At 42.4% G+C, this 17,954-nt stretch carries 18 protein-coding genes and 1 tRNA gene; 6 read left to right on the top strand and 13 right to left on the bottom strand.

Annotation, left to right across the window (positions count from 1 at the left end):
• Positions 1-13 precede the first annotated feature (13 nt).
• The 5 genes from hfq to tsaE form a co-directional block, all read right to left on the bottom strand.
• Complete coding sequence (gene hfq, locus BI198_RS15145) at positions 14-271, bottom strand: RNA chaperone Hfq (protein WP_070050311.1); 258 nt, start codon at positions 269-271, stop codon at positions 14-16.
• A gap of 111 nt (positions 272-382) precedes the next feature.
• Positions 383-1,393, bottom strand: a complete 1,011-nt coding sequence (gene miaA / locus BI198_RS15150) for a tRNA (adenosine(37)-N6)-dimethylallyltransferase MiaA (protein WP_235605356.1) — start codon at positions 1,391-1,393, stop codon at positions 383-385.
• Entirely contained in the window at positions 1,390-3,225 is a 1,836-nt protein-coding gene (mutL, locus tag BI198_RS15155) for a DNA mismatch repair endonuclease MutL (RefSeq protein ID WP_070050313.1), read from the bottom strand. Before mutL ends, miaA begins: the two co-directional genes overlap by 4 nt.
• A 2-nt stretch (positions 3,226-3,227) precedes the next feature.
• Entirely contained in the window at positions 3,228-4,532 is a 1,305-nt protein-coding gene (locus BI198_RS15160) for an N-acetylmuramoyl-L-alanine amidase (RefSeq protein WP_070050314.1), read from the bottom strand.
• A gap of 2 nt (positions 4,533-4,534) precedes the next feature.
• Positions 4,535-5,002 (bottom strand): tRNA (adenosine(37)-N6)-threonylcarbamoyltransferase complex ATPase subunit type 1 TsaE, encoded by a 468-nt coding sequence (tsaE, locus tag BI198_RS15165; RefSeq protein WP_070050316.1) that lies wholly within the window; start codon positions 5,000-5,002, stop codon positions 4,535-4,537.
• A 191-nt stretch (positions 5,003-5,193) separates the two neighbouring features.
• Here tsaE and queG point away from each other — a divergent pair, with 191 nt between their 5' ends.
• A complete protein-coding gene (queG, locus tag BI198_RS15170) occupies positions 5,194-6,327 on the top strand; it encodes a tRNA epoxyqueuosine(34) reductase QueG (RefSeq protein WP_201243667.1) in 1,134 nt (377 codons plus the stop codon).
• Here queG and BI198_RS15175 read toward each other — a convergent pair.
• The 4 genes from BI198_RS15175 to orn all read right to left on the bottom strand — a co-directional run bounded on the left by BI198_RS15175 (position 6,296) and on the right by orn (position 8,893).
• Positions 6,296-6,496: a DUF1289 domain-containing protein gene (locus BI198_RS15175; RefSeq protein ID WP_070050319.1), complete on the bottom strand. Its 201-nt coding sequence runs from the start codon at positions 6,494-6,496 to the stop codon at positions 6,296-6,298. The two genes, queG and BI198_RS15175, sit on opposite strands and share 32 nt — an antisense overlap.
• 28 nt (positions 6,497-6,524) lie before the next feature.
• On the bottom strand, positions 6,525-8,018 hold the full coding sequence (locus tag BI198_RS15180; RefSeq protein WP_070050321.1) for an acetyl-CoA hydrolase/transferase family protein: 1,494 nt from the start codon (positions 8,016-8,018) through the stop codon (positions 6,525-6,527).
• 169 nt (positions 8,019-8,187) lie between these two features.
• A tRNA-Gly gene (locus tag BI198_RS15185) sits at positions 8,188-8,263 on the bottom strand.
• Positions 8,264-8,344: 81 nt separating this feature from the next.
• Complete coding sequence (gene orn / locus BI198_RS15190) at positions 8,345-8,893, bottom strand: oligoribonuclease (protein WP_070050323.1); 549 nt, start codon at positions 8,891-8,893, stop codon at positions 8,345-8,347.
• Positions 8,894-9,070: 177 nt separating this feature from the next.
• On the opposite strand from orn, the gene rsgA reads away from it, so the two are divergent.
• The 3 genes from rsgA to BI198_RS15205 are packed head-to-tail and all read left to right on the top strand — an operon-like array spanning position 9,071 to position 11,893.
• The gene (gene rsgA, locus BI198_RS15195) at positions 9,071-10,105 is read left to right on the top strand and encodes a small ribosomal subunit biogenesis GTPase RsgA (protein ID WP_070050325.1); all 1,035 of its coding nucleotides are present in this window, start codon (positions 9,071-9,073) and stop codon (positions 10,103-10,105) included.
• 17 nt (positions 10,106-10,122) lie between these two features.
• On the top strand, positions 10,123-11,181 hold the full coding sequence (gene asd / locus BI198_RS15200; RefSeq protein WP_083256645.1) for an archaetidylserine decarboxylase: 1,059 nt from the start codon (positions 10,123-10,125) through the stop codon (positions 11,179-11,181).
• 1 nt (position 11,182) lies between these two features.
• Positions 11,183-11,893 (top strand): glycerophosphodiester phosphodiesterase, encoded by a 711-nt coding sequence (locus tag BI198_RS15205; RefSeq protein ID WP_070050327.1) that lies wholly within the window; start codon positions 11,183-11,185, stop codon positions 11,891-11,893.
• 26 nt (positions 11,894-11,919) lie between these two features.
• On the opposite strand, the gene BI198_RS15210 is transcribed toward BI198_RS15205, so the two are convergent.
• A complete protein-coding gene (locus BI198_RS15210; protein WP_235605358.1) occupies positions 11,920-12,339 on the bottom strand; it encodes a MerC domain-containing protein in 420 nt (139 codons plus the stop codon).
• 156 nt (positions 12,340-12,495) lie between these two features.
• On the opposite strand from BI198_RS15210, the gene BI198_RS15215 reads away from it, so the two are divergent.
• A complete protein-coding gene (locus tag BI198_RS15215) occupies positions 12,496-12,807 on the top strand; it encodes a prephenate dehydrogenase (RefSeq protein ID WP_070050329.1) in 312 nt (103 codons plus the stop codon).
• Between the two features lie 42 nt (positions 12,808-12,849).
• Here BI198_RS15215 and BI198_RS15220 read toward each other — a convergent pair whose 3' ends face one another.
• From BI198_RS15220 to BI198_RS15230, 3 genes are all read right to left on the bottom strand, one after another.
• Complete coding sequence (locus BI198_RS15220) at positions 12,850-13,392, bottom strand: DUF3016 domain-containing protein (RefSeq protein WP_070050331.1); 543 nt, start codon at positions 13,390-13,392, stop codon at positions 12,850-12,852.
• 273 nt (positions 13,393-13,665) lie between these two features.
• A complete protein-coding gene (groL, locus tag BI198_RS15225) occupies positions 13,666-15,309 on the bottom strand; it encodes a chaperonin GroEL (protein ID WP_070050333.1) in 1,644 nt (547 codons plus the stop codon).
• 59 nt (positions 15,310-15,368) lie between these two features.
• A complete protein-coding gene (locus tag BI198_RS15230; protein WP_070050334.1) occupies positions 15,369-15,659 on the bottom strand; it encodes a co-chaperone GroES in 291 nt (96 codons plus the stop codon).
• Positions 15,660-15,991: 332 nt separating this feature from the next.
• On the opposite strand from BI198_RS15230, the gene BI198_RS15235 reads away from it, so the two are divergent.
• Complete coding sequence (locus BI198_RS15235) at positions 15,992-17,758, top strand: protein-disulfide reductase DsbD (RefSeq protein ID WP_083256646.1); 1,767 nt, start codon at positions 15,992-15,994, stop codon at positions 17,756-17,758.
• Positions 17,759-17,954 lie beyond the last annotated feature (196 nt).

The raw sequence follows: 17,954 nt of genomic DNA on the forward strand, positions 1-17,954 counted from the left end.
CAACTCCTGACGATTATTCTGAATCCTCTTCGTCATCTTGTGTTGTACCGTGATGCATAGAGGTATTTACCGCACGTGCTGGTACCACTGTTGAAATGGCATGTTTATATACCATTTGACTCACAGTGTTTTTTAACAAAATAACGAACTGATCAAATGACTCGATTTGACCTTGTAATTTAATTCCATTCACCAAATAAATTGAAACAGGAATGCGCTCCCGTCTTAAGGTGTTTAAAAATGGATCTTGTAATGATTGGCCCTTTGCCATGTGCCGCTTTCCTTTTATTATTAGTATGTCATATATTGGTATGAGTTTTTTTAATTCAAGTTGTAAAAACTAATTAAGTTGTTAAATTATGTTGTTAAATTAATTTAAAGTTTAGCTTAGTGTCGATAACACTGCCTGAATATTTTTTGCCATATCCTGCTCGCTGGCTAAACGCTGTAAATTAGGCCAACTTCTTAACCAAGTTAATTGCCGTTTAGCCAATTGTCGCGTTGCCGCTATACCGCGCTCTTTCATCTCCGCCTCACTACAGTCACCGCTTAAATGCTGCCACATTTGTCGATATCCGACACAACGCATCGACGGTAAATCTAGATGCAAATCTGCTCTTTGCATTAACGTACTTACTTCAGCTGCAAAGCCATCTGCTAGCATTTGTTCAAACCTTAATGCTATACGCTGATGCAACAAAGCACGATCAGTCGGCGCGATAGCAAATTGGTGTACAGAAAAAGGTAAAGGTTCCCCTTTGTCTGCAGTTAATTCTGTCATGGTGCGCCCAGTGATACGAAACACTTCCAGCGCACGATTAATTCGCTGCGGATCATTAGCATGAATACGTGCTGCAGCAACTGGATCTATTTGGCCCAGTTCCGCATGCAATTGCTGCCAACCTTTCTCGGCGGCTTCTTGTTCTAATTGTTGCCTAATAGCGGCATTAGCTTCGGGTAATGGTGAGATACCTTCTAACAAGGCTTTAAAGTACAACATAGTACCGCCGACCAATAGCGGAATGTTACCACGATGTTGTATTCCTGCAATTAATTGCAACGCATCTTGACGGAAATCTGCCGCAGAATAGCTTTGGGCAGGGTCTAAAATATCAATTAAAAAATGTGGAGCCTGTTTTAACTCAGCCGCAGTGGGCTTAGCCGTGCCAATATCCATGCCGCGATACACCAGCGCGCTATCCACACTAATCAGTTCAATGGGTAATTGTTGGCATAATGCTGAAGCCAATGCCGTTTTGCCCGAAGCCGTTGGCCCCATTAAAAAGATAACATTATTTTTATTAATGTTATCTTTAGCGCTATCTGTTGAGCTCTTTGGAGTGTTATCCGAAGTCATACTTTTAGTAATAGTTCTCGTATTAGTGGCCGTCATATTTCACGCTTAGCTAACAGGGCTAAACTGCTTTGCAGTTGTAATGGCACAGCATGCCACTGTTCAGGTGTATTCAATTGTGCATAAAAGCTATCTATCAGTACTGCAGCATCAAGCCAATTAGCCTCAACAAGTAGTATCGTCAACAAATTATAGCCTACGGTTTTGTCATTATTTATTAGCTGCTGTAAAAAGTCAGGTAGCCATTGGCTAATATTAGTGTGTCTTAACCACACAGGTACGGCTTTAACAATAAGCAATTTATCGGCAATAACGCTATCAAAACCGCATTGCTTAATGGCCGTAGCGTTAGCTGTTAATACTGCAATTTGGTTGTCGCTAATATTAAAACGTAAAGGCAATAGTAAATTAGCCGTTTTCGCTGAACTTAATACCTGCTCATTACTTAAAGTGGTGACTAAATCTATAATAAATATTTGGCCTTGATGTTGGCGCAACCAATAACGATTATCAGCAATAATTGGTTGCGCTATAGCGGCTACAGCTGCTGTTGCCACTTCAGCTGTAGCGCTTAAATATTGTTGTTGCTGCTGCAACTGGGCAATAGCCGGTCGTGCTTTAGCATAGGTAGGCATACCCGATGATGAAAAAGCGGCAGACGGGCGAGATGCAGAAGCGCCAGATCCGCTAGATTGAGGTCGCTGGGGTGAATGAGATTGTGGTAAAGCATAACCACTCGCAGCGTTTAGCGACTCTTGCGCCTCTTGGTGTCTGTTTGCAAACCCATTTTCATCTGTATTTATACCTGCAACATAACTACTATTCTGTGCTGTTTGCTGTATTGTTTGCTCTACAATGAGCTGCTCTTGTGGCGCTATCTGCCTTAATGCATCCGCTAATGCTGACACCACAAAATCATGGATTAAGCGTGATTGATGAAAACGCACTTCATGTTTAGCTGGATGCACGTTGACATCGACTTGGCGTGGATCTATTTCTAAATACAACACAAAAGCCGGTACTTTATCGTCAGTTAACCGCTCACCATACGCTTGACGAATAGCATGGTTAAGCAATTTATCCCGCATCATACGGCCATTAACATAGCTATATTGGCAATTTAGTTGTGGCTGACACGCATCTGGATGCAATATCCAGCCCCACAGTTTTATACCCTGATAACTATTTTCAATTTCAGCTGCATACTCAGCAAATGCTTTACTACATAACGCGGCCACTCGTTGCTGTCTTTGCTCTGGCGTCAGTGCCGGCTTTAATTGCCGTATGCGCTGGCCATTATGGGTTAATACCCAGCCGACATCGTAGCGACTTAACGCTAAGCGCTTGATCAGCTCGTCAATATGGCCAAATTCGGTTTTATCGGTGCGTAAAAATTTACGTCTGGCGGGAGTATTAAAAAATAAATCCACTACTTCAATGCTGGTGCCGACCGGATGGGCCGCTGGGCGAATATCCACGTCCATATCTCGACCTGCTGCACTGGCTTGCCATGCGGCCGTTTGCTGCTCAGTACGTGAGGTTAAGGTTAAACGTGATACAGAGCTTATACTCGCTAAAGCTTCGCCACGAAAGCCTAAGCTGCTAATGGCTTCTAAATCATCTAATTCAGTTATTTTACTGGTGGCATGTCGACTTAACGCCAGCACTAATTCATGCTCTGCAATACCACTGCCGTTATCGCGCACCCGAATAAGCTTACTGCCGCCTTTTTCAATATCAATTTCGATATGTAAAGCGCCAGCATCAAGGCTGTTTTCAACCAACTCTTTAACCACAGAAGCGGGCCGCTCCACTACCTCACCGGCAGCAATTTGGTTAGCAAGCTGCGGTGATAAGATTTGGATAGACATGTTTATGGGATCCGTAACACCTGACCAACACGAATACTATCGTTGCTTAGCTGATTATGTTGGCGTAAATCAGCCACCGACACTTGATAACGTTGCGCCAGCACAGACAATGATTCGCCTGCGCTGACTTTATGTTGTCGGGCTCGATGTAAAGCAAATAATGAATCTGCAGGAGGTGCCTGTTCAAAGTGGCGTTTGACCGCTTTAAACATGGCTTGAGCTAACTTGTGTTGATGATTCGCTGAGCGTAATTGCTTTTCTTCTTGTGGGTTAGATATAAAACCCACTTCGACTAAAATAGACGGAATATCTGGAGATTTTAACACGCCTAGACTAGCAGCCTGTGGCTTAGACTTATGCAGATAGGCGACTTTTTCTAATTCCTGCAATACTTGATTCGCCACTTGATGCGCTGTCGTCATCGAATGATTCATCGATAAATCTAATACCGTTTGGGCTAAATAACGCTCATTAGCCGAATCTTTAATAATTTCGGCCACACCGCCTAATAATTCGGAATGACGTTCTGTTTGCTCTAACATCCGACCCACTTCAGTCGTTGCGCGCCTAAGTGATAACACCCAAACAGAAGCACCTCGGGGTTGTGGTGAGGTAAAAGCATCAGCATGAATTGAAATTAATAAATCGGCTTGTTGCCCTCGGGCTATTTCAGTACGGCGATTAACATGGACATAATAATCATTAGTTCGCACTAACATGGCTTTCATGCCCGCTTGGGCATTAATTAACGCCAGCAACCGTTTAGCTAAAGGTAAGGTAATATTTTTTTCGTAATAACCGCTAGGACCAATGGAGCCCGGGTCTTCACCGCCATGGCCGGCGTCAATGGCAATAATAATATCTCGCGCAGCACGAATAGCCGGTGGCGGGATAAATTGTTCTGGCAGTTTATCGGGTAAATCGACCACTAGGCGATGGCCATAGGGTGCAGTCGGTGGCAAGGTAAACACATTAGCTTGACTGTTTTTGCTCAGGTCTAGCACAATACGCATACTATTGTTATCGCCGCTACTGCGAATGGCTTTAATCAGCGCCGACTCTCCGGTTATATTGGGTAATTGGCTACCGCCACTAGTGTCACGTAAATCAATGACTAAGCGGTCAGGTTTATCTAAACTAAAGCTATTATGCTCAGCCGCTTCTTTAAGATCAAACACCACCCGAGTATTATCCGGTGATGGCCAAATACGAATACCCTGCACTTGATTAGCAGCAAAAAGTGGCCATGCCGCCAACAGGTAGCAGAAGATAAAGAGTGTTCTGAATATATTTTTATTGTTTTTCATTATTATTCATTATTATTTAGCGCATTTACTATCGTGTTACCGGCTGGTGTTGCCGCGCGTATTTCAACACAACGCTGTTGATCAGCATAGATTAAGTGTATGTCGAGATCGGGCTCAGGTAAACAGCCATGGCCGCGTTCAGGCCATTCAATTAAGCATAGGCTATCAGGACGAAAATAGTCACGAATGCCCATAAACTCTAACTCTTCAGCGTCCATTAGCCGGTATAAATCAAAATGATAAACAGCTAACTCTGGCAATTGGTAAGGCTCAACTAAGGTATAGGTAGGACTTTTAACATTACCTTTATGGCCTAAAGCCTGTAATACACCTCGACTAAAGGTAGTTTTACCTGCGCCCAATGGTCCTTGTAAAAATACGGTTTGGCCACCACGAACATAGTTGGCAATTTTAGCCGCTAATTGTAGCGTTGCTGTTTCATCTTTTAGCTCAGCGTAAAATACTGCCACGACTTATACTCTCTGTTAATGGTAAATAGCGCTGGTATATTAACAAATTAACCGCTATTACAGCCAGTAAAACCGCAACTTAGCTCAGACTATCTAAACTGGTCTTAGTTCCATCATCACTAGTCGCCATGTTAGCATTTATGTTAAATTAAGTAGCGCTATTCTTTAGGCGCTCACTTTTGGCATAAATGATGAACATTGATTACCCACAATTAGCTCTGCAAATAAAACAGTGGGCCAAAGAACTTGGCTTTGCCGAATTGGGTATAACCGATGTCGACTTATCCGAAGCTGAACCACACCTACAACGTTGGTTAGATGCTGGTTACCATGGCGAAATGGACTATATGGCCAGCCATGGCATGATGCGCGCCCGCCCAGCGGAACTCCATCCTGGCACGCTACGGGTATTAAGTGTTCGATTAAACTACTTACCTACCACTGCCGCTTTTGCCACTAACTTAGCGGATCCTAATCTAGCTTATATCAGCCGCTATGCGCTGGGCCGTGATTATCATAAGCTCATGCGTAATCGGCTTAAACAATTAGGCGATAAAATTAAACAACAGGTGACCACTTTAGGCTTTAGGCCTTTTGTCGACTCTGCACCCATATTAGAACGTCCACTGGCCCAAAAAGCAGGCTTAGGCTGGATAGGTAAACATAGTCTGCTTTTAAACTCAGATCATGGCTCGTGGTTTTTTCTGGGTGAATTGCTAGTCGACATTCCTTTGCCAGTGGACCCACCACATCAAGGTGACTGCGGCCATTGCGTGGCTTGTATTACCACCTGCCCTACCGGCGCTATTGTTGCCCCTTATATTGTAGATGCTCGGCGCTGTATTTCTTATTTAACCATAGAGCTAAAAGAAGCCATACCCGAAGAGTTCCGGCCATTAATAGGTAACCGTATTTATGGTTGCGATGATTGCCAATTAGTTTGTCCTGAAAACCGCCAAGCACCACTTAGTACTGAAACCGATTTTCAACGCCGTGAACACTGGCAAGATCAGTCTTTACTGTCTTTATTTGCTTGGCCAGAATCGGTGTTTTTACGTAACACCGAAGGCAGTGCTATTCGGCGGATTGGCCACCAGCGTTGGCAGAGAAATATAGCCGTTGCTTTAGGTAACGCACCTTATAGTGCTGATATTATTGCCGTGTTACAACAGCAATTAACCGATGCGACACCCTTAGTGGCTGAGCATATTCAATGGGCATTACAGCAGCAAAAGCGTAAAGGCTGGCAGCAAGACTCATTGATCCCGCGCCAGACAGCACGCTTAGTACGTATTATCGAAAAAGGTTTGCCTCGAGACGCTTAAGCTCAGCTTGTCGCGCATCTCTACGCTGTTTAGCAGCCGTTAAAATCTGCTGCTGTTGTTGCTCGCTCGCCGTTGCCCAGCCGGTGATCTCGGTTAATAACCGACCACAACCAAGACAACAATCTTGCTGATCTAAGCAGCAATTTCTGACGCAGGGCGAAGCTAACATACAAAACCTTTTTGTTTATTCAGCTTGCTTAGTTAATTAGCATGCTGCCGGTTTCATCTAAGCGCTGATGCCAAGACAATGCCTCTGCCAATAAGTGTGGCGTATGGCCACCTTTTTCGCAGGCACGATTATAGTAATCTAATAATGCTTCACGATAGCTTGGGTGTACACAATGGTTAATCACTTGAATAGCCCGCTCGCGTGGCGCTAACCCTCGTAAGTCAGCTAGACCTTGTTCAGTTACTAAGATATCAACATCATGCTCAGTATGATCAACATGGCTAACCATAGGCACGACACTAGAAATTGAACCAGCTTTAGCTATCGATTTAGTAACAAAGATAGCTAAATGCGCGTTACGAGCAAAGTCACCCGAGCCACCAATACCATTCATCATTCTAGTACCGCAAACATGGGTTGAGTTAATATTGCCGTATAAATCAAACTCTAACGCCGTATTAACAGCAATAATCCCTAAACGACGCACTAACTCAGGATGGTTAGAAATTTCTTGAGGCCGTAATACTAGCTTATTTTTATATTTGTCTAAGTTACCAAATACATCTTTATTACGCCGCTCGGATAACGTAATAGAACTGCCAGAAGCGAAATCTAATTTACCGGCATCAATTAAATCAAAGGTAGAATCCTGCAATACTTCAGAATACATGGTTAAATTTTCAAACGAGGATGCTATTAATCCTGTCATCACTGAGTTAGCAATATTACCAATACCGGCTTGTAATGGGCCAAGATTCTTCGGCAAACGACCATCCAATACTTCTTGCTCTAAAAACGCCACTAAATGATTAGCAATAGCTTGAGTATCGCTATCTGGTTCAGTCACGGTAGATGGTGAGTCGGTTTTGTTGGTAAACACTATGGCGACTATTTTAGCCGGATCAATTGGAATAGCCGTGCTACCAATGCGGTCATCCACTTTTACTAAGGGTACTGGCGTTCGAGTTGGCCGATAGCTTGGAATATAAATATCATGCAAGCCTTCTAAATTTGGATTTTGGCCAAGATTAATTTCAATAATCACTTTTTGGGCGAATATAGCAAAGCTAGCGGAATTACCCACTGAGGTGGTAGGCACTATGTGGCCATGTTCGGTAATAGCAACGGCCTCAATAACCGCCACATCCGGCATTCTTAACTGATGATTACGTAATTGTTCTACCGTTTCTGATAAATGCTGGTCAATAAACATGACTTTGCCATCATTAATGGCTTTACGTAAGGTGCTATCAACTTGAAAAGGCATCCGCCGCGCTAACATACCGGCTTCGGTCATCTGCTTATCTAAATCGTTACCTAATGAAGCACCGGTCATTAAGGTGATTTTCATCGGGGTCGTTAACGCTTTAATGGCTAAGGCTTGTGGCACAGCTTTCGCTTCACCTGCACGGGTAAAACCACTCATACCAACGGTCATACCATCTTCTATCATATCGGCTGCAAGTTCAGCAGACATAACTTTACTATGCAACGACGCAAGCCGGATCCGGTCTAAAGACATTATGTGTGTTCTCAGTACAACAAAAAGTGAGGTATTCTATGAGAAATATTAGTCAGTGCCTAGCAGACTTAGACTTATGTCTAATAAGAATAGGAAAAAGAATATTAAAAAAATACTAAGGGCAATAGAAACAACAAAAGCCGCTAATAAGCGGCTTTTGTTGTAAATTTGGAGCGAGTAACGAGATTCGAACTCGTGACCTCGACCTTGGCAAGGTAGCGCTCTACCAACTGAGCTATACTCGCATCGAACAGTGTAATTAACTAATGTAATTACGTGTTGATGGCGCGCATTTTACAAAACCAGCTTATTAATGCAAGTGTTTTTTACGCTAATTTGAAAAAATGCTGCTGATAGACTACTAATTCAGCAATTGACTCGCGAATATCATCCAATGCTAAATGACTGCCCGATTTTTTCACTAATGCTGATACTTCAGGGTTCCACCGCTTTGCTAATTCTTTAATGGTACTGACATCTAAATTTCGATAATGAAAAAACGCTTCTAAAGTTGGCGCATATTCGGCTAAAAAGCGGCGATCTTGGCCAATACTGTTGCCACACATTGGCGACTTACCCGCTGCAACGTAGTCTTGCAAAAATGCGATGGTCTGATGCTCTGCTTGAGCTAAAGTAACCGTACTGGCACGACAGCGCGCTGTTAAGCCGCTTTTACCGTGCTGCTCAATACACCATTCACTCATATTATCTAATACTTGATCTGATTGCTTAATCGCAAACATCGGCCCTTCAGCAAGAATATTCAATTGACTGTCAGTGACGATAGTGGCAATTTCTAAAATTACATCCGTTTTAGGATCTAAACCGGTCATTTCAAGATCTAGCCAAATTAAATTATTGTCATTTTTGCTCATTAAACACCCCTATTATCGTTGTCACTTTGTTCATGCACAGAATACAGGTATCATACACGGCCAACGCTAAGTATTGATAGCGAACTTTTACCCGAAGCAGTCCGAGTGACTATACCGAGTGACTATTGTTAACGAACACATTGCCGAACACCTGGCCAAAACAGTGACGAATATTAAGTGACGAAAAAGAAACATTTAACTCAACGCCAACAACAGCGGATATCAGATAATGCCGACAAGCGCTTGCGCCAACATAAAAGCAAAATGGTCGAAAGTGTGGATGATGCCGCCTTTGCTCCGGCAGAGAATGGGTTAATTATAAGTCGCTTTGGCCAGCATGCCGATGTTGAAGCCAGTGACGGTCAAATTGTCCGCTGCAATATGCGGCGGTCGATTGCTTCACTCGTTACCGGTGATAACGTGATGTGGCGTCGAGCACTGCAACCTACCGGCGGTATTGATGGCGTGATAGATGCCGTGGAACCACGTACATCTGTGTTATTACGTCCTGATTTTTACGATGGTTTAAAACCCGTCGCCGCCAATATTGATTTAATGATTATTGTCTCGGCTATTTTACCGGCATTATCACTCAATATTATCGACCGCTATTTAGTGGCGGCTGAAATCACCGGTATTAAACCGTTATTAGTGATTAATAAAATTGATTTGCTGCCGGTTGAAGAGCAACAAGTCATTGCCGCTAAACTCGCTTTATATCAAAACCTAGGGTATGACTTCCTGATGGTCAGTGCCAATACTAATGAAGGTATGAGTGAACTGTTAACTTATATTCAAAGTGGTACTAGCATTTTCGTTGGCCAATCGGGTGTAGGTAAATCATCTTTGATGAACACCTTAATGCCTGGTTTAGAAGTACAAACCCAAGATGTCTCTGCTAACTCTGGTCTAGGCCAACACACCACCACAGTGTCGCGATTATACCATCTTGCAGAGGGAGGTAAATTAATTGACTCACCCGGCATTCGTGAATTTGCCTTATGGCATTTAACGGCTGAAGAGGTTACCCGTGGCTTTAATGAATTTATTCCTTGGCTAGGACGCTGTAAATTTCGTGACTGCAAACATATTAGCGATCCCGGTTGTGCCGTTCAACATGCTGTTGAAATTGGCGAAATCAGTACTGAACGATATGATAGTTACTTAAAAATTTTAGCCAGCATGGCGCAAGACAAACCCAATCATTTTTAACTTTTATTGAGTGTTATATGGATAACGTAAAAATTTCTTTGCAATATTTGCTGCCTAAGCATTTAGTGTCACGGTTAATTGGTAAATTAGCCGCAGCAAAATTAGGCTGGTTTAGTCATTTTTTAATTAATCGCTTTATTAGCGCTTATAACATCAATATGCAAGAAGCCAAGTTTGAGCAGGCCAAAGATTATGCCAGCTTTAATGAGTTTTTTACTCGACCTTTAAAAGACGGTATTCGACCTTTAGCTACAGATGAAGCTATTATTGCTCATCCAGTTGATGGTTGTATTAGCCAGCTTGGCCCGATTATAGATGGCCAATTAGTACAAGCTAAAAACCATAATTATACTTTGCAAAGCTTACTCGGCGGCGATAGCCATGACGCTCTACCCTTTGCCGGCGGCGACTTTGCCACTATTTATTTAGCACCTAAAGATTATCACCGCATCCATATGCCGGTTGCCGGTACTTTACGCCAGATGATTTATATTCCAGGCGATCTATTTTCGGTTAACCCTTTAACAGCGGCTAACGTACCAGACTTATTTGCCCGTAATGAGCGAGTGGTTACTATTTTCGATACTGAGCTAGGCCCTATGGCTCTAGTGCTAGTGGGAGCAACCATCGTCGCCAGCATTGAAACAATTTGGGCCGGTACTGTTACACCACCGGCAGGAAAGCATATTTTCCGTTGGACCTATCCAGCCCATGGCAAAACAGCTATTAAGTTAGAAAAAGGCGAAGAAATGGGTCGCTTTAAGCTAGGCTCTACCGTAGTACTGGCTTTTGCTGCAGACAAGCTCCAGTTTTTACCTGAGCAAGAAGCAGGCAGCGTAACCCGTATGGGCGCACCTTTTGCTTCGAAAAAAGTAACCGTGCACAACACGGATACTAGCTCAGAGATGGCTTCAGAGACTAACTATGTAAAGAGCTCAGATACTAGTTCAGTTAATAACTCAGAGATTGAGTCAAATAGTACAGAGAGTGTAGATAATAGCGCTGAGACTGAATCGGTATCAGGCTCTAAGAGCAGCTCTAACACCAGTTCGAAAAACAGTTCAGACCAAAGCTAACATGCAAATTATTGCCCATCGTGGTGCCAGCGGCGAGTTTCCTGAAAACACGCTGCTGGCTATCGAACAAGCCATTCAACAAGCCGCCGATGGTATTGAAATAGATATCTTTGCCGTCGACGGTGAGCTTATCGTGATCCATGATCACCATCTTGCCCGCACCACTAACGGTAAGGGTAGCATTTATCAGTACAGCCTAGCGCAATTGCAACAACTTGATGCTGGCCAAGGTCAAACCATCCCTACGCTGTGGCAAGTGCTACAACTACTGCATCCCACCACGCTGTGGTTAAACATAGAGTTAAAAGGTGCCGATACCGTAGCCGCTTTAGTAGCGCTATTAGCGCGTGCCGAGCTGCAATTACAATTTGATTGTAGTCGGCTACTGGTGTCATCATTTAATCATCATTTATTGGCTGAGTTAGCCGTGCAGCGACCAGATATTAAATTGGCTGCCCTTACTGCCAGCTTACCACTGCACTATGCTGCGTTTGCTAGCGCGCTAAATGCCTATGCCGTTAATTGTGATGTTAGTTTTATTAATGCAGATTTTGTAGCTGATGCCAAAGCACGTAATTTAAAAGTGTATGTGTATACGGTTGATCAAGCAGACGATATAGCGCGGTTACGGCAGTATGGTGTGGATGGCATTTTTACTAACTATCCAGCCAGAAGCCGCCAGTTAGTATTGGTATTAAACGAAAATAAGTAAGTAGTATTTTTTAAATTACACCCAGACTAACAGAGTTCTTCTTTATCGTCATCACAGCTAGTACATTGGCTACATAAGCGCATATTCATTACATGAGCTAACACTACTAAAATAGCGCCTATTATCAAAATGGTATGTTCATATTCAGCACCCCAAGCGGCTTTTTGCCAATAAATAAACCCACCCAAAAACAATGAGTAAAATGGATAAAGCTTGCGGTGATAACGATGAAAACCAATAAATAGCGTTATAAAGCCTAACACCATTGTGGTTAATAACACGATATTTTCAAAAGCATGGTTATGCATAAAGCTTAAGCCAAGCAGAGGCAATACCGGTAATAACACAGGCAGCATGATGCAGTGTATAGCACATAACGAGGTTATGGTAATACCCACTTTATCAAATAAGCTACGAAAACTGGCTAACACGGCAATGTCTCTCACACTATGAACGTTGAAACGATATAATATAACAAATCAATTCGGTTGGGAATGGCGCAATGAAAATATTTTATTTCAACGCTAATGTCTGCTGAAGGTTAGCGGTTAATGTGGCATAATATCCCGAGTTTTCAGCAGTAGTATTAACAGGTAGTAGTAATGGATACGTTATTAAATCAACTCGATGACAACTTAAAAGAGCTGTACCGTAAAACGGTTGACGCTGATGCTGTGCTAGATAAATTACAGCAACAGGGTAAAGCTAAACATCAGCATATATTTGTCGACAATAGTGTATTCCAAGCAACCAGCAATCGCTTTATGCCTTATCTTTCCGAAACCGCTGAGCAAGTTTCAGCAATGCGTTTAAACCAACAGTTTAATACTGCTACTTTAGAGCGTGTGGTAAAGCAATTAAAGTTACTGCATAAAACCTTAGCTGATTTCCGTCTAGCAATTAAAAGTAGCTAACCGGCTTGTTTAGCCGGTTAATTTAGCAGGTACTAGTGGGTATTAGTTATCGCTAATTTTAGGCTGTTCCGCTTGTGCTGCTTGTATTTTGGGCAATACATCACGGCTAAACCATTGCTCTAACATCTGTTTTTCATAGCGAAACTCATCATTATCTCGATAACTGCGTAACGTATGCATAAAGCCCATATCACGCAGCTTCTCTTCTTGATTGATAATTTGTTCGCCATAGTTATTTTGAATAATATGACTAAATTTTATCGCAGGTGAATATATTTCTTTAACGACCCGCAACTCGTTGCCCGCCCCTCCTGCAAAAGGATCAATCTCACCGGCTAAATCCAAATCCGTTACCGTAATCTTCCAGCTATAATCCTCCGGCAGCTTTTTTGCCATATCAACAAAGTAACCGTCAAAAATTTTAAGCACCCTTTCACGATACCTATTTTTAGATTCATTAGCCGGACGAATATCAGTAAACTTCTCTGGCTGTTGCCAGTTTACTTCAACTTGCGCAGCATAAGCAGCTGTCCCCGCTAAACTAGCTAGACTAACCACACTGCAAATTAAAGCTAATTTACGCATATTATTTCTCCTTAACTTAAAAGTTTACACTTAGTTACGTTAAGCGCTAAGTAGCAAATTACTATTTAGACAACTAATTACTACTAACAGTTCAGCTTTGTTTTAAAGCGCGTGTCAGCCACTCTATCCTTATTCTAGGATAGAGATCAGGCTAAACTGTTTAAATTTGTAGCAATATGCTGGAATAAAGTGTGGGTAGATAGTTGTTAAGCGGTATTTAGCCATAAAAAAAGCACCGAAAAATCGGTGCTTTTTATGTGTTAAGTGGGAGGCTTACATCATGCCGCCCATGCCACCCATACCGCCCATATCAGGCATGCCGCCACCTGATGATTCTGGCGCTGGCTTATCAGTGATCATCGCTTCAGTAGTGATCATTAATGAACCGATAGAGGCTGCAAATTGCAGTGCAGAACGAGTAACTTTAGTTGGGTCAAGAATACCCATCTCTAGCATATCGCCATACACGTCAGTTGCCGCGTTGTAACCGTAGTTACCTGTGCCTTCTTTAACTTTGTTGATAACAACAGAACCTTCTTCACCTGCGTTTTCTACGATTTGACGCAGTGGTGATTCCATGGCACGTAGGGCAATTTTGATACCGTGGGTTTGGTCTTCGTTAGCACCTTTTAAGTCAACTAAGCTAGCTGCAACGCGCACTAATGCTACGCCACCGCCAGGTACTACGCCTTCTTCAACTGCAGCACGTGTTGCATGTAATGCATCTTCAACGCGGGCTTTTTTCTCTTTCATTTCAATTTCAGTTGAGGCGCCAACTTTGATTACTGCAACACCGCCAGATAATTTAGCTAAACGTTCTTGCAGTTTTTCTTTGTCATATTCAGACGTGGCTTCTTCAACTTGTTGACGAATTTGCTTAACGCGGCCGTTAATCGCCTCTTGCTCACCGGCACCATCAATAATAGTGGTGTTGTCTTTAGTGATCACAACGCGCTTAGCAGTACCTAATTCTTCTAAACCGGCTTTTTCTAATTCCATACCGATTTCTTCAGAAATAACCGTAGCACCGGTTAATGTCGCAATGTCTTGTAGCATGGCTTTACGACGGTCACCAAAACCTGGTGCTTTAACGGCTGATACTTTAACGATGCCGCGCATATTGTTGACGACTAATGTGGCTAAGGCTTCGCCTTCAACGTCTTCAGCAATAATAAATAATGGCTTACCTGATTTAGCCACTGCTTCTAATACTGGCAGTAATTCGCGAATATTAGAGATTTTCTTATCAATGGCTAAGATATACGGGCTATCTAATTCTACTTGGCCAGCTTCTTGGTTGGTGATGAAGTAAGGTGATAAATAACCACGGTCAAACTGCATACCTTCAACCACATCTAGCTCATTCGCTAAACCTTGGCCTTCTTCAACAGTAATTACGCCTTCTTTACCCACTTTATCCATGGCTTCGGCAATAATATTACCAATCTCTTCATCAGAGTTAGCCGAGATAGTACCCACTTGGGCAATAGCTTTGCTGTCGGCACAAGGCTGAGATAAGGCTTTTAAACCTTCTACTGCTGCGATAACAGCTTTATCGATACCGCGCTTTAAATCCATTGGATTCATACCTGCTGCAACGGCTTTAACGCCTTCAGCAATAATATTTTGCGCTAATACAGTGGCTGTAGTAGTACCGTCACCGGCTTCATCATTGGCTTTAGAGGCAACCTCTTTCACCATTTGCGCGCCCATGTTTTCAAACTTGTCTTCTAGCTCTATTTCTTTTGCCACTGAAACACCATCTTTGGTGATCATTGGCGCGCCAAAAGATTTATCTAAAATCACGTTACGACCCTTAGGGCCTAAAGTAACTCGTACTGCGTTTGCTAAAATGTTTACGCCTTTAAGCATTTTATTGCGAGCGTCATCACCAAAACGTACGTCTTTTGCTGCCATGTTTTCTAATCCTTATAAAGTAGTCAATGTAGTATTAATATAAAAACACATTGAAATAATTAGTCTAAAATAACACCTAAGATATTGTCTTCTTTAGTGATTACATACTCTTGACCTTCAATTTTCTCGGTGCGCTCTACGTAGTTACCGAACAACACTTTGTCACCTACTTTTACATCTAATGCTTTTACATCACCGTTATCTAACACACGGCCATTGCCTACAGCAACGACTTCACCACGAGTTGATTTTTCTGCTGAAGCGCCTGTAAGAACAATGCCACCAGCTGATGTGGTTTCAGCTTCTAAACGTTTAATAATGACACGGTCATGTAATGGACGAATATTCATGCTCTATCTCCTAAAGCGGTTTCGGTTGTATGACACCTTTGCTAAACATGATTGTTTAACTCAGGTGTAAATTGTCTGCTCACTATATGGGGTGACGGAAGATAAAACCCAAGGCTTAAGTTTAAAAAATTGTTTAACCCAGTTTTTAACTGCTTTATCCTGTTCTGATAAATAAGCTAAAAACCTTGGATAAAGCCTGATAGACTGAAATCCGCTACTCGGACATTAAATAAATTGAAATTCGTTATATGAAATTCGATTATTTGAAATAGTTTTAGGCTATAGCAGGTCTATGCTGCTGACCCTCAAAGATGAATAGGAAGCTGTAAGCAATGTATAAGCTGTTTTTACTGCCGTTAATTCTCTGGTGCGGATTATTACAAGCCCAGAGTAATAGTTCTGTATTAGATAGTTTGCTGAATACTCAACCCACTTTTTTACCGGTTGAGCAAGCATTTGAATTTGATTTTAACCAGCAAGATGAGCAACTTATTGTCAGCTGGACCATTGCCGACGGTTATTACTTATACAAAGACAAAATAAAGCTAGGTGGCATTGCAGTAAGTTTTTCTCATCCTACTTACCCGGCCAGCATGCAGATTGAAGATGAATACTTTGGCATCACAGATGTCTACTTTCATCAATTAATTTTACGCATTCCATTAGCTGATATCAGTGAAGATGCGGTATTTAAAATTCAATATCAAGGTTGTGCTGAAGCCGGTTTATGCTATCCGCCGGTAACTAAAGAACTGCCTATTTCAACTGTTATAAACAAAGATAATGCTACTGCCAATGCAGGATTAGCGAGTGATTCTAAGCAAACGCCTATTTCTAGCCAAAATACTTTGGCTAACAAACTGAGTGATGGTGCTAGCTTAGCCACCTTGTTTGGCTTTTTCTTACTTGGCTTAGGCTTAGCTTTTACCCCTTGCGTATTCCCAATGTACCCCATTTTAACCAGCATTATTGTCGGTCAAGGCAAGCAGTTATCTAATAAACGCGCCTTTAGTTTATCGTTCTCTTATGTCCAAGGTATGGCGATTACATATTCCGCCTTAGGCTTAGTCGTTGCCAGCTTAGGCGTTAAGTTTCAAGGCTATATGCAGCACCCTGCTGTTCTTATCGTTGCTAGCATCATCTTTGTCTTACTGGCCCTTTCCATGTTTGGCGTATTTAACCTCACTTTACCGGCTAGCTGGCAAGAAAAAATTAGTAAGGTGAGTAACAAGCAACAAGGTGGCTCGTTAAAAGGTGCTTTTGTTATGGGCGCTTTATCCGGCCTTATTGCCTCTCCTTGTACTACCGCCCCCCTATCTGCAGCCTTACTCTATGTGGCGCAAAGTGGCGATCTTTGGCTTGGTGCCATTACCTTGTATATCTTAAGTTTAGGTATGGGCTTGCCACTTTTATTGTTAGGCAGCTCGGGCGGAAAATGGTTACCTAAAGCAGGCCAGTGGATGAATGCGGTAAAAACAGGCTTTGGTTTTTTACTGCTAGCCGTGCCGTTGGTATTATTAGAGCGGATGTTACCCTTTAGCTATGTGCTGATTGCCGGAACGGTATTAATTCTGGCCTTTTTGATTTATTTATATCGGGTCATGTTTAACTTAACCAGTAGCAATGCCAAAGCGGTGTTATTGATACTAGGCCAAGGTTTACTTATTGCTAGCTTATGGTTAAACATCCAATATTGGTGGCCAACAGCCGCACCAACAGCGAACGCAACCAGCCAATCAAGCACTGAGTTTATCACCGTTGCGACCTTAGAAGAGTTACAGCAGCAGCTACAGCAAGCTGATGGTCGCTACAGCATGGTCGATTTATATGCTGACTGGTGTATTGCCTGTAAAGAGTTTGAACACTTAACTTTTTCTAAACCTGTGGTGCAAGCCCAAATGGAAAAAATGCAGCTTATTAAAGTCGATGTCACCAAAATGAGCCGCAAAGATCAGGCGATATTAGATAAATTTAACGTTTTAGGCTTACCGACTATTTTGTTTTTTACCCCAAATGAACAAGAGCTTAGCCAAGCTCGGGTAACCGGCTTTATGGCTGCAGGCGAGTTCGCAAGCCACTTACAGCAAATACAAAACTAAACTTTAGGCGGCGTTTCACCCTAAACGCCGCTCTCTTCTTCAGCCATTCTGTCTGATAAGACCAGTATTTTGCTGCCATTTGTCACGATTTCACTATAATAAGGCGCTATTGTTAAGCTAACTGTGCGGTTCGCGGTCACTTTTGATAACAGAAAAGCTAACTGAATTGACAACAGATGCAATTACAACCAAGCTT

Source organism: Rheinheimera salexigens, assembly GCF_001752395.1.
GTDB lineage: Bacteria > Pseudomonadota > Gammaproteobacteria > Enterobacterales > Alteromonadaceae > Alishewanella > Alishewanella salexigens.

Bases quoted from the DNA above. Each gene is read 5' to 3' on its own strand.
- BI198_RS15215 (WP_070050329.1), top strand. From the start codon at position 12,496: ATGGATACGTTATTAAATCAACTCGATGACAACTTAAAAGAGCTGTAC.
- BI198_RS15180 (WP_070050321.1), bottom strand. From the start codon at position 8,018: ATGTCTTTAGACCGGATCCGGCTTGCGTCGTTGCATAGTAAAGTTATG.
- groL (WP_070050333.1), bottom strand. From the start codon at position 15,309: ATGGCAGCAAAAGACGTACGTTTTGGTGATGACGCTCGCAATAAAATG.
- mutL (WP_070050313.1), bottom strand. From the start codon at position 3,225: ATGTCTATCCAAATCTTATCACCGCAGCTTGCTAACCAAATTGCTGCC.
- BI198_RS15230 (WP_070050334.1), bottom strand. From the start codon at position 15,659: ATGAATATTCGTCCATTACATGACCGTGTCATTATTAAACGTTTAGAA.
- BI198_RS15160 (WP_070050314.1), bottom strand. From the start codon at position 4,532: ATGAAAAACAATAAAAATATATTCAGAACACTCTTTATCTTCTGCTAC.
- BI198_RS15220 (WP_070050331.1), bottom strand. From the start codon at position 13,392: ATGCGTAAATTAGCTTTAATTTGCAGTGTGGTTAGTCTAGCTAGTTTA.
- asd (WP_083256645.1), top strand. From the start codon at position 10,123: ATGGATAACGTAAAAATTTCTTTGCAATATTTGCTGCCTAAGCATTTA.
- BI198_RS15175 (WP_070050319.1), bottom strand. From the start codon at position 6,496: ATGTTAGCTTCGCCCTGCGTCAGAAATTGCTGCTTAGATCAGCAAGAT.
- hfq (WP_070050311.1), bottom strand. From the start codon at position 271: ATGGCAAAGGGCCAATCATTACAAGATCCATTTTTAAACACCTTAAGA.
- orn (WP_070050323.1), bottom strand. From the start codon at position 8,893: ATGAGCAAAAATGACAATAATTTAATTTGGCTAGATCTTGAAATGACC.
- queG (WP_201243667.1), top strand. From the start codon at position 5,194: ATGAACATTGATTACCCACAATTAGCTCTGCAAATAAAACAGTGGGCC.
- miaA (WP_235605356.1), bottom strand. From the start codon at position 1,393: ATGACGGCCACTAATACGAGAACTATTACTAAAAGTATGACTTCGGAT.
- BI198_RS15205 (WP_070050327.1), top strand. From the start codon at position 11,183: ATGCAAATTATTGCCCATCGTGGTGCCAGCGGCGAGTTTCCTGAAAAC.
- BI198_RS15235 (WP_083256646.1), top strand. From the start codon at position 15,992: ATGTATAAGCTGTTTTTACTGCCGTTAATTCTCTGGTGCGGATTATTA.